Below are 11,442 nucleotides of genomic sequence, written 5' to 3' on the forward strand. Positions count from 1 at the left end.
GGAAAACACTGTTTGTGTAGAAAACATGTCTATGACCCAAACCCGCAAAAACTACATCCGTCCCCTCGACATCAAGCATGGCCAGGTCGACATGGCCCACGGCGCCGGCGGCCGGGCGATGGCGCAACTGATCGAAGAGCTGTTCGCCAAACACCTCGGCAACGAATACCTGGCCCAGGGCGACGACGGCGCGCTGTTGCCGCATCCCGGCGAGGGCCGGCTGGTCATGGCGACCGATTCGCATGTCGTCTCGCCGTTGTTCTTCCCGGGCGGCGACATCGGCTGCCTGTCGGTGCATGGCACGATCAACGACGTGGCCATGATGGGCGCCAAGCCGCTTTATCTTGCTGCCGGCTTTATCCTCGAAGAAGGTTTCAAGCTCGCCGATCTGGCGCGCATCGTGCAAAGCATGGCCGCCGCCGCCAAGGAGGCCGGCGTGCCGGTGGTGACCGGCGATACCAAGGTCGTCGAGCGCGGCAAGGGCGACGGGGTATTCATCACGACGACTGGTGTCGGCGTCGTGCGACCGGGGCAGGAGCTGTCCGGTCGTTGTGCCAAACCGGGCGACGTCATCCTGGTTTCCGGCACCTTGGGCGATCACGGTATGGCGATCATGGCCGAGCGCGAAAGCCTTGGTTTCGAGTCGCCCATCGTTTCCGACACCGCCGCCCTGCACGGCCTGATCGAGGCGATGCGGGCCAGCGGCGCCGAGCTCCACGTGCTGCGCGACCCGACGCGCGGCGGGCTGGCGACGACACTCAATGAGATTGCCAAGCAGTCCGGGGTCGGCATGATGCTGCTGGAAAAGGCCTTGCCGGTGACGCCGGCGGTCAATGCGGCCTGCGAATTTCTCGGCTTGGACCCGCTTTATGTCGCCAACGAGGGCAAACTGGTGGCGATTTGCGCCGAAGCGGATGCGGACAAGTTATTGGCCGCCATGCGGGCTCACCCGCTGGGGGCGGCGGCAGCCATTGTCGGTACGGTGCATGCCGATGCACACCATTTCGTCCAGATGACGACCGGTTTTGGCGGCCGGCGCATCGTCGACTGGCTGAGCGGCGAGCAGTTGCCGCGGATTTGCTGAGGCTGGCCTAGTGGCGCAGCGCGATCATCACCGACTGTACGTCGCCGACTTCGGAAATGACGAGCTCGCGGGCGTCGGCGAAATTGTCGGCGTTGCGGATGTGGAACAGGTCACGGCGACCGTCCGGATAGCGGATAGCGGCGACGTATTCCGGGCGCGGTGCCCGGCTGACGGGAATGTCCCGAGATTTGACGCGCTTTTGCTGTGCTTGCATGGTTGTTCCCCGATCCCTTTTTTGTTGATGCGCATCGTAGACAAAGCCAAGTCACTGAAAAATATCGCGAAAGTTATAGAGATATGCGGCATGGGAAAACGCTCCCTGCCAAGCCCCGTCCCGTCTCGCTTCACCTTGCTGACATGAATTGTAAAGAACTGTAAATCGTGCGAATTCTCTTCATCACCCATAGCTTCAACGGATTGACTCAGCGCCTTTTGGGCGAATTGACGACGCGTGGTCACGAAATCAGCATCGAGTTCGATATTGCCGATGCGGTGACCGAGGAGGCGGTGGCCTTGTTTCGGCCGGATCTGATCATCGCGCCTTTTTTGAAAAGGGCGATTCCCGAGTCGATCTGGTCGCGCCATTGCTGCCTGATCGTTCATCCCGGACCGGTCGGTGATCGCGGTCCGTCAGCCCTCGATTGGGCGATTCAGGGGGGCGCCGGGGAGTGGGGTGTCACCGTGTTACAAGCCGAGGCTGAAATGGATGCGGGGCCGGTCTGGGCGTCGGCGAGCTTTCCGATGCGCCCGGCCCGCAAGGCGTCGATCTATCGCAACGAAGTCACCGAGGCGGCGGTACGGGCGGTGATTGCTGCGGTCAACCGGAAAAAGGCGGCTAATTTCCAACCGGAACGGGGGCCGGGTCAGGCGCACGCGCCGATGAAACAGGCCGACCGCGCCATCGACTGGCGCCGCGAAAGCAGCGCCACCATCCTGGCCAAGCTCAATGCCGCCGATGGTTTTCCCGGCGTTGCTGACCAACTGTTCGGCCTGCCCTGTCATTTGTTCGACGCCTGGCCGGAAGCCACCCTCAAGGGCGAGCCGGGCAGCCTGCTCGGCCGACGTCAAACGGCGATCTGCCGGGCGACGGTCGACGGTGCCGTGTGGATCGGTCACGTCAAACCGGCCGGCGGCATCAAGCTGCCGGCGACACATGTCTTTCCCGAGGCCATGGCGCTGCCCGAGTTGCCGCTCACCGACTGGTGGAAATCGCCGACCCCGACCTGGCAGGACATCGCCTACGAAGAAGCCGGTGGCGTCGGCTTTCTGAGCTTCGAGTTCTATAACGGCGCGATGAGTACGGCCCAATGCCGGCGGCTGACCGCCGCCTTCAACTGGGCGACGGGCCGGCCGACCCGGGTCATCGTGCTGCGCGGCGGCAGCGATTTCTGGTCGAACGGCATCCACCTCAACATCATTGAGGCGGCGGAAAGCCCGGCCGACGAATCGTGGGCCAACATCAACGCCATCGACGATCTGGCCGAGGCCATTTTGCGCTGCGCGACGCAGTTGACCGTCGCTGCGGTCGGTGGCAACGCCGGGGCCGGCGGCTGTTTCCTGGCCCGCGCCGCCGATTACGTCTGGGCCCGCGATGGCGTCATGCTCAACCCGCATTACAAGAACATGGGCAACCTTTACGGCTCGGAATTCTGGACTTACCTGCTGCCGCCCCGCGTCGGTGACGACGGCGCCCGGGCCATCATGCGCCACCGCCTGCCGATGACGGCGCCGGAGGCAGTCAAACTCGGCTTTTACGACGCCTGCCTGCCCGGCCCCGGTTTCGCCGTCGATATTGCCCGGCGCGCCGCCGAACTGGCCGGCGCCGCCGATTTCCCGAAAAAACTCGCCGCCAAGCAGGCCCAGCGCCAGATCGACGAAGCGGCGAAGCCACTGGCTGCTTACCGCGCCGAGGAGCTGGCCGAAATACGCCGCAATTTCTACGGCTTCGACCCCTCGTACCACGTCGCGCGCTATCATTTCGTTTCCCGCTCGGCGCATTCCTGGACGCCGCGCCACCTGGCCCGACATCGCGATCTCGACTGGAAAGTTCCGGCATGACCCTTCCGTCTTCCCGCAGCAGCCTGCGCCGTTTGCCCGCCATCCTCGTCATCGACGACGAGGTACGCTCGCAGGAAGCCTTGCGGCGGACGCTGGAAGAAGATTTCGAGGTGCTTTGCGCGTCCAGTGCCGACGAGGGCATGGAAATCCTCGAAAAAGAGCAGTCGACCGCAGCGATCCGCATCGTCCTCTGCGATCAGCGCATGCCGGGCACCACCGGCGTCGAGTTCCTCAAGGAAGTACGCACCCGCTGGCCGGACATTGTGCGCATCATCCTTTCCGGCTACACCGACGCCGAGGACATCATCACCGGCGTCAACGAAGCCGGCATCTGGCAATACCTGTTGAAACCCTGGCAGCCCGAACAGCTGCTGCTGACCCTGCAGCGCGCCGCCGAGGTGTGGCGGCTGCAGCAGGAAAACCAGCGCCTGTCGCTCGACCTGCGCACCGCCGAGCCGGTGCTTAAACGGCAGGTCGACCACAAGCAGGAAAAGGTCAAGAGCAGCTTTGGCCTGGCCGGCCTGATCCGCGCCCCGGGCAGCCCGATCAATGCCGTCTGCGACATGGTCGGCCGCGTCGCGCCGTTCGACCTGTCGGTCATGGTCACCGGCGAATCGGGCACCGGCAAGGAAATGATCGCCCGCGCCATCCACTACGAGAGCCGCCGGGCGAGCAAGGCCTTCATCACCGAAAACTGCGGCGCCCTGCCCGACACCCTGCTCGAATCCGAACTGTTCGGCTACAAGCGCGGCGCCTTCACCGGGGCGGTCGAGGACCGCGTCGGGCTGTTCCAGCAGGCCGACGGCGGCACGCTGTTCCTCGACGAAATCGGCGAAACCAGCCCGGCCTTCCAGGTCAAGCTGCTGCGCGTGCTGCAGGAAGGCGAGTTCCGCCCACTCGGCAGCAATCGCTCGGTGACCGTCGATGTCCGGGTCATCGCGGCGACCAACCGCGATCTCGAAGACGACGTGCGCACCGGCCGTTTCCGCGAAGACCTCTATTACCGGCTGGCCACCATCGCCCTGCACGTGCCGCCGCTGCGCGAGCGGCCGATGGACCTGCCGCTGCTCGCCCGCCGCCTGCTCGACAGCAGTTGCGCCGCCCTCGGCAAGCCGGTCGAAGGCATCACCAACGAGGCGCTCGCCTGCATCGCCGCCTACCGCTGGCCGGGCAACGTGCGCGAACTGCAGAACGAAATCCTGCGCATGGTCGCCCTGTCCACGACGCCGCTGCTCGGCGCCGACCTGCTGTCGCCGCGCGTCCTGCGCACGCCGCTCGGCGACTTCGACGAAGCCCGCCCATCCGCCGAACTGGCCTGGGCCGCCGGCCTCAGCGGCGGCTTGAAGGAACGCATGGACCAACTGGAAATGCACGTCCTCAAGGAAGCGATGATCCGCCATCGCTGGAACAAGTCGCGGGCTGCCCGGGAGTTGGGGCTGTCGCGCGTCGGCCTGCGCGCCAAGCTGGTTCGCCACGGGCTGGAGCAGGCCGAATGAAAGTCCTCTGGCTGCAGAGCGGTGGCTGCGGCGGCTGCACGCAGTCGATGCTCTGTTCCGAGCCGCGCTCGCTGTTCGACGAATTGCGCGACGCCGGCATCGAATTCCTCTGGCACCCGGCACTGTCGGTCGACAGCGGCGAGGAAGCGCTGGCCATCCTCGAAGACTGCGCCGAAGGCCGGCTTGCCTTCGACGCCCTGTGCATCGAAGGGGCCATGCTGCGCGGCCCGAACGGCACCGGCAAGTTCCACCTGATGGCCGGCAGCGGCCGGCCGCTGACCGAATGGGTCGCCCGGCTGGCCCGCCACGCCAAGTGGGTTTTCGCCATCGGCTCGTGCACGGCCTACGGCGGCTTTTCGGCCAACACGCCGGGTAATCCGCTCGAAGCCTGCGGCCTGCAGTTTGACGAACAGACGCCGGGCGGCTTGCTTGGCGCCGGCTTCCAGTCGGGTGCCGGCTTGCCGGTGATCAACATTGCTGGCTGCCCGACACATCCCGGCTGGGTCGTCGATACGCTGGAAAAAGCCGTTTTGGAAGGGTTGACCGGAGCGGACCTCGACGAATTCGGGCGGCCGCTGCTCTACGCTGGCGAACTGGTCCATCACGGCTGCGCCCGCAACGAGTTTTACGAATTCAAGGCCAGCGCCCAGAAGCAGTCGGACCTCGGCTGCCTGATGGAAAACCTCGGCTGCAAGGGCACCCAGGCGCATGCCGACTGCAATCTGCGGCCGTGGAACGGCACCGGCTCCTGCCTGCGCGGCGGCTTCGCCTGCATCGCCTGCACCGAACCCGGTTTCGAATCGCCCGGCCACGCCTTCCAGGAAACGCCCAAGCTGGCCGGCATCCCGATCGGCCTGCCGACCGACATGCCGAAAGCCTGGTTCGTCGCGCTGGCCGCGCTGTCCAAGTCGGCAACCCCGAAGCGGGTGCGCAACAATGCCGTCGAGGACCATCCGGTCGTCATGCCGGCCATCCGCAAGAAGGGCGGCGGCAAGTGAGCCGGATCGTCGTCGGGCCATTCAACCGCGTCGAAGGCGATCTCGAAGTCAGCCTCGACGTCGAGGCCGGCCGGATCCAGTCGGCGCAGGTCAATTCGCCGCTGTTCAGGGGCTTCGAACAGATCCTGATCGGCCGCGCCCCGCTCGACGCGCTGGCCATCGTGCCGCGCATCTGCGGCATCTGCTCGGTCGCCCAATCGGCCGCGGCAGCCTCGGCGCTGGCCGAGGCGATGGGTATCGTTCCCACGGTCAACGGGAAAATATCGCGAAATTTGATCTGTGCCACCGAAAACATGGCCGATCACCTGACCCATTTTTACCTCTTTTTCATGCCCGATTTTGCTCGCCCGGCCTATGCTGACCGAGGCTGGCACAGTGCCGTGGCCAAGCGTTTCACGGCGGTTAGCGGCGATGCCGCGGCTGAAGTGCTGCCGGCCCGCGCCAGCTTCCTCCGGCTGATGGGCTTTCTCGCCGGCCGCTGGCCGCACACGCTGGCCATCCAGCCAGGCGGCAGCACGCGCGCGATCACGGCCGGCGAACGTATCCGCCTGCTGGCGCTGCTCCGCGAATTCCGCGGCTTTGTCGAAAAACGCCTGTTTGGCGACTCGCTGGCCGCTGTTGCCCAATTGGCCAGCAAGGACCAACTGCTGGCCTGGGCCGACGGGCGGCCCGGCGATTTCCCCGCCTTCCTGCACGCCGCCAGCGACCTCGGGCTCGACAAGCTCGGCCGCGCCTACGATGCCTTCCTGTCCTACGGTGCCTACGACCTGTTTCCGACCGGCACCTGGCAAGCCGGACAGGCGGCCGCCTTCGATCCGGTGGCCATCGACGAGGACACGACCAGCGCCTGGCTGGCGGCCGGCCAGCCGCGCCACCCGGCGCAGGGCGAAACCATCGTCGATGCCGCCAAGCCCGACGCCTACACCTGGTGCAAGGCGCCGCGCTACGCCGGCCAGCCCTACGAAGTCGGCGCGCTGGCCCGGCAGGTCATCGCCGGCCACCGGCTGGCGCTTGATCTGGTGCAGCGCGACGGCGCCAGCGTCATGGCCCGCGTCGTCGCCCGCCTGCTTGAACTCGCCCTCGTCCTGCCCGCCATGGAAGGCTGGGTGCGGGCGCTGCAGCCCGGCGAACCCTTCTGCGCTCACGGCGAGATGCCCGACGACGCCAGCGGCACCGGCCTCGTCGAAGCCGCCCGCGGCAGCCTCGGCCACTGGCTGAGCATCCGGCGCGGCCGCATCGAGCGCTACCAGATCATCGCCCCGACCACCTGGAATTTCTCGCCGCGCGACAACAATGCCCAGCCCGGCCCCCTCGAACAGGCCCTGGTCGGCCTGCCGGCCGGCGACGGCGCGCCACCGACGGTGCAGCATGTGGTGAGATCGTTCGATCCGTGCATGGTGTGTACCGTGCATTAAGTCTAACTTATTGATTTATATGTATGTACGTCAAACATGCGTCAAATGCACGTCAAACGAAAAAGCGAAATCCGGGTACTTTGCGTCGTTTAAATAATGATTTCATGCAAAAAATGGCTGACTTTCTCAGGCAATTGCCATGCAAATGCCGGGCGGTCGGCCAGAAATTGTGTGAATAGTTGCTTCCCGATCTGACCAACTCACGTGTTGCTTCCATGCCAGTTCTCGAAAAGCAGAACGCAATTTTGGCTGCCTCTCGGTAACATAGACGCAGGGAATTTACGAAATGCTGGAAAGGAAAGAGCATAACTGCCTTCAAATGAAATGGCATTCGCGCTGTCGCCAGAACCCCCTGTCGCCAAAGCAACGACCTGGCCTGTAAAGGTCAAAGGACTTCGATTGGAGGGTATGCCTCTTCCTTCTTGGCGCGCTTAGCAAAGGCCTTGTCGGAAGTGATGAAACTCTCTGCTTTTGCCTTGCCGCTCAGGGCCAGGTGCATCGCGTCGGCGAAATCCATCCCTGTCTCGTACCAGCCGAGCGCACGCAGCACAGCATCAAATTCCAGCGGTTCAAAGTTGGGCAGGTTGAACAGTAGGCGGAGGGCATGGGCGATGGTGGCCCGGTCGCAGTCGGTGGATTCCAGTACCCAAACCAATTCAATCAGTACGGTCGGCGGCGTGATGTAGTGGCGAGCTTTCTTCAGGAGGGCAGCGGCGGCCTGATAATGGGCCTCGTCATCCCGCAGCAGGAAGCGGGCGAGAACGTTTGTATCGAGGGCAATCATCAGGCGTGCTTGGAGGTGTCGTCGTTGGCCTTTGCCTTGGCCCTCAGCGCGGCCCGCATGTCGTCATCGGACATGGGCACCCGGCCTGCCCGGTGAAGGATGCCGCCGACTTCATCAACCGTAGCTTGTTTGATGTTGGCGGCCGGCATCAGGCGCAGACTGTTCCCTTCCTCAATGATGATGAACTCCACACCTGGTTGCAGATGATGCGAATCGCGCATTGCCTTGGGAATGACGATCTGCCCTTTGCTCGACATTTTGACGGTTTCCACGTTTGGCCTCTGTTCGGTAAGACGGGTTGGTAAGACGCATGATAGCCCCATGGGCGGTGAGGTGTCGATTGCCGGTGTAGTGCACCGCGCCGATTGGCGTTTACCAAATCGCCCGCTAAGCCTTTGATTCTTTGTGTGCGGAATAGTGTGTTTTCGCGGGCGGAAAATGAGCCTATCCTATTGAGCCAACGAAATAAGTGCCGCTTGTTTCTCCTGCGTATGGTCTGTACTGTGCATTAGCAAAGCCATGGACTTCTCCCTAAATGCTCATTGACCTCATCTCACGCGCTACCCTCGTAGACATGGCCGGAAGCCCTGCTTTTCGGCGCGGCGAAGAATACTTTTCCGTCGGCGCGGTTGGCCGCCTTCGGGCGACTGAGAGCAAGGTTACCGCCAAGGTCGAGGGCAGCGACACCTACCGGATCGAGTTGCGCGACGACGACGGCGATCTGGCCTACGACTGTTCATGTCCGCGGGCAGCGGACGGCTATTTCTGCAAGCATTGCGTGGCCGTCGGGCTGGCGTGGCTGGCTGAAAATGCCGCGGCGGCGCAACCGGGGGCGGCGCCCGGCAAGAAGAAGCGGCGCGATCCTTGGCAAGACATCAAGGAGTACCTGACCACGCAAGCACCGGAAACTTTGATCGAGCTGTTATTGGACGTGGCCCAGCGCGATGATCGGCTCTATCAGTCGCTGTCGCTCAAGGCCGAGTGTACGGGCGGTGGCGGCAAGATGGGGAAAGCATTCCGGCGGGCCATCGACGGCGCGACACGCATCGAAGGCTTTGTCGATTGGCGTGAGGTGAGTACCTTTGCCGGCAATATCGAACAAGTGGCGGAGTCTCTTGCCGAACTGCTGCAACCCGATAGCGCGGCTGGCTTGGTGGAACTGGCCGAATACGCCATCGAGCGTATCGAGAAGGCACTTGAGCAAATCGACGACTCGAACGGCGAAGTCAGCAGCACGGTCCATGGTCTGGGCGAATTGCACCGGCAGGCTTGCGCCATGGCTCGGCCGGAACCTGGCGGACTGGCCGAGCGCCTTTTCCGGCTTGAAACCACGCTGCCGTTCAATGTATGGAGCTTCGATGCTGCCACCTACCACGATGTCCTCGGCGAAGAAGGCCTGCGTCGCTACCGTGAGCTGGCCGAGGCGGCGTGGCGCAAGATCAAGCCACGCGACAGTCTGGACGGCCACGATGACAATCGATACCGGATCACCCGCATCATGGAGCAACTGGCCAAGGCGAGCGGCGACATCGAGGAGCTGGTGGCGATCAAGTCGCGGGATCTTTCATCCGGCTACCGCTATCTTGAGATCGCCGAGATATTGTCCAAGGCCAGTCAGTCGGACAAGGCGCTGGACTGGGCGGAGCGCGGCCTGAAGGCGTTTCCCGAGTGTCCCGACAACCGCTTGCGCGATTTTTTGGTGGCGGCCTACCTCAAGCGCAAACGGCATGACGAGGCGCTGCAACTCACCTGGATTCAGTTCGAGGAACGCCCGGTTCTCGAACACTACATCAAGCTGCATGATGTCGCCGACCAGCTCGATACCTGGCCGATGCAACGGGAGCGCGCATTGATCAAGGTCGACACGGTCGTTGCGCACGAGGCAGCGACGACCAACCGATGGAAGCCGAAACCGTCGCTTCCCAACTATTCGTTGCGCCTGCAGATCGCCTTGTGGGAGGAGGACCTCGATGCTGCCTGGTCGGTCGCGCACAAAGGAATCTGTGATCGCAGCCTGCTGATCACCCTGGCTGGGAAGCTGGAATCTGGTCGGCCAAGCGATGCGATCAGTCTCTACCGTCGGGTGGTGCCGCTCATCGTCGAGCAGACCAAGAACGCTGCTTACGATGAGGCAATCAAACTGATTCGCAAGGTCGGTGGCTTGATGAAAACGCCGGCACAGCTATCCGAATTTGGCGACTACCTGGCGGAATTGCACGTGCAGTTCAAGCCGAAACGGAATTTCATCAAGCTGCTTGATGGTGTCGCACGTTCCAGCTCAGGCACCAAAATCACCTTGTAAAATCCGTTCGGCCGTGACGCCTGCGCAAGGTCTGTAGCCCCATCCATTGACCCAACATGACCCCTCTTCAGACAACGCTCTCCACTACCTTCAACCGCTTTTTCGAATCGGAAAAATCGAGCGGCATCGTCCTGATTGTCTGCACGATCCTTTCGCTGCTCGTCGCCAATTCGGCCTTTGGGCCGGCCTATCTGGATTTCTGGCAGGTCAAGGTGGCTGGGCTGAGCCTTGAGCATTGGACCAACGATGCGTTGATGGCGGTGTTTTTCCTGTTTGTCGGGCTGGAATTGGAGCGCGAGCTCTACGTTGGCGAGCTCTCGAATTTCCGCAAGGCGTTGCTGCCGATCATCGCCGCGGCCGGCGGCATCGTCGTCCCGGCAGGGATTCATTACGCGCTCAATGCCGAGATGCCGACGCAGGCCGGGGCGGGGATTCCGATGGCTACCGATATCGCTTTCGCGCTCGGCGTGCTGGCCCTGCTTGGTCGTCGGGTGCCGGCTTCGCTCAAGATTTTCCTGACGGCGCTGGCGGTCATGGACGATCTGGGGGCGATTGTTGTCATTGCTATTTTTTATACGATGCAGTTCTCGCCCGGTTATTTACTGGCGGCATTTGCCGTGTTTGGCCTGTTGGTCATCCTCAATCGCCTGCGCGTCATGACGCTGCTGCCTTACTTGCTGGGCGGCGCGCTGATGTGGTTCCTGATGCTCAAATCCGGCGTGCATGCGACCATCGCCGGGGTTTTGCTGGCCTTTGCCATTCCGTTCACCGGCCGGGCGGAAGATGAGGCCTCGCCGTCGCACCGCCTGGAACATGCGTTGAACAAACCGGTGGCGTTTCTGATCCTGCCGATTTTCGCCCTGGCCAATACCGGGATCGTCATCTCGGCAGATTGGCAGCAGGATTTGTGGTCGAGCAACAGCCTGGGCATTCTGGGCGGTCTCGTTTTTGGCAAGCCATTGGGTATTTTCCTGGCCAGCCTGTTCGCGGTGGCGGTTGGGGTTTGTGCCCTGCCGGTCGATCTCAAGCGACGTCACCTTTTGGGCGCCGGCCTGCTCGGCGGCATCGGTTTCACGATGTCCATTTTCATCACCAACCTGGCTTTTCACGATAGTCCGAGCCTCATCAATTCCTCGAAAATGGCCATCCTTTTGGCGTCGTTGGCGGCGGGCGGGCTCGGATTCATCTGGCTCCGTTTCTTCAGCCCGGCGCCACGCCGGTGAATCGGGAGAAAAGCCGCTGGTCGTGGCCATTCGATGAGGCCGAATGGGCTTTCCGGCTCAAGGTCTGTCGCGCAGGGGAGTA

Annotated in this window: 10 protein-coding genes; 7 read left to right on the top strand and 3 right to left on the bottom strand. The window is 63.1% G+C overall.

The features are described from left to right. The first annotated feature begins 31 nt into the window (after window positions 1-31). Window positions 32-1,084: a hydrogenase expression/formation protein HypE gene (gene hypE, locus ADADOO_RS12930; RefSeq protein ID WP_511277925.1), complete on the top strand. Its 1,053-nt coding sequence runs from the start codon at window positions 32-34 to the stop codon at window positions 1,082-1,084. A gap of 7 nt (window positions 1,085-1,091) precedes the next feature. On the opposite strand, the gene ADADOO_RS12935 is transcribed toward hypE, so the two are convergent. Continuing rightward, window positions 1,092-1,298 carry a hypothetical protein gene (locus ADADOO_RS12935; RefSeq protein WP_511277916.1) on the bottom strand — a complete coding sequence of 69 codons (207 nt, stop codon included), beginning with the start codon at window positions 1,296-1,298 and terminating at the stop codon, window positions 1,092-1,094. A 167-nt stretch (window positions 1,299-1,465) separates the two neighbouring features. On the opposite strand from ADADOO_RS12935, the gene ADADOO_RS12940 reads away from it, so the two are divergent. Genes ADADOO_RS12940 through ADADOO_RS12955 form a run of 4 tightly spaced genes read left to right on the top strand, consistent with a single transcriptional unit; the run spans window position 1,466 to window position 7,051 of the window. Next, on the top strand, window positions 1,466-3,142 hold the full coding sequence (locus tag ADADOO_RS12940) for a hydrogenase maturation protein (protein ID WP_511277917.1): 1,677 nt from the start codon (window positions 1,466-1,468) through the stop codon (window positions 3,140-3,142). Further along, window positions 3,139-4,638 carry a sigma-54-dependent transcriptional regulator gene (locus tag ADADOO_RS12945; RefSeq protein WP_511277918.1) on the top strand — a complete coding sequence of 500 codons (1,500 nt, stop codon included), beginning with the start codon at window positions 3,139-3,141 and terminating at the stop codon, window positions 4,636-4,638. The genes ADADOO_RS12940 and ADADOO_RS12945 overlap by 4 nt, the downstream gene beginning before the upstream one ends. Further along, window positions 4,635-5,636, top strand: coding sequence for an NADH-quinone oxidoreductase subunit B family protein (locus ADADOO_RS12950; protein ID WP_511277919.1), 1,002 nt, complete (start codon window positions 4,635-4,637; stop codon window positions 5,634-5,636). The genes ADADOO_RS12945 and ADADOO_RS12950 overlap by 4 nt, the downstream gene beginning before the upstream one ends. Beyond that, window positions 5,633-7,051 (top strand): nickel-dependent hydrogenase large subunit, encoded by a 1,419-nt coding sequence (locus tag ADADOO_RS12955; protein ID WP_511277920.1) that lies wholly within the window; start codon window positions 5,633-5,635, stop codon window positions 7,049-7,051. Before ADADOO_RS12950 ends, ADADOO_RS12955 begins: the two co-directional genes overlap by 4 nt. A 385-nt stretch (window positions 7,052-7,436) precedes the next feature. On the opposite strand, the gene ADADOO_RS12960 is transcribed toward ADADOO_RS12955, so the two are convergent. Together ADADOO_RS12960 and ADADOO_RS12965 are read right to left on the bottom strand one after the other, a co-directional pair. Beyond that, entirely contained in the window at window positions 7,437-7,835 is a 399-nt protein-coding gene (locus ADADOO_RS12960) for a type II toxin-antitoxin system VapC family toxin (RefSeq protein WP_511277921.1), read from the bottom strand. Beyond that, window positions 7,835-8,107 (bottom strand): AbrB/MazE/SpoVT family DNA-binding domain-containing protein, encoded by a 273-nt coding sequence (locus ADADOO_RS12965; protein WP_511277922.1) that lies wholly within the window; start codon window positions 8,105-8,107, stop codon window positions 7,835-7,837. Before ADADOO_RS12965 ends, ADADOO_RS12960 begins: the two co-directional genes overlap by 1 nt. A gap of 302 nt (window positions 8,108-8,409) precedes the next feature. Between ADADOO_RS12965 and ADADOO_RS12970 the strand changes: the two genes are divergently transcribed. Beyond that, window positions 8,410-10,137, top strand: coding sequence for an SWIM zinc finger family protein (locus ADADOO_RS12970; RefSeq protein WP_511277923.1), 1,728 nt, complete (start codon window positions 8,410-8,412; stop codon window positions 10,135-10,137). A gap of 56 nt (window positions 10,138-10,193) precedes the next feature. Then, window positions 10,194-11,360 (top strand): Na+/H+ antiporter NhaA, encoded by a 1,167-nt coding sequence (gene nhaA, locus ADADOO_RS12975; protein WP_511277924.1) that lies wholly within the window; start codon window positions 10,194-10,196, stop codon window positions 11,358-11,360. Window positions 11,361-11,442 lie beyond the last annotated feature (82 nt).

Origin of the sequence: Azonexus sp. (assembly GCF_036170495.1) — a bacterium.
Lineage (GTDB): Bacteria > Pseudomonadota > Gammaproteobacteria > Burkholderiales > Rhodocyclaceae > Azonexus.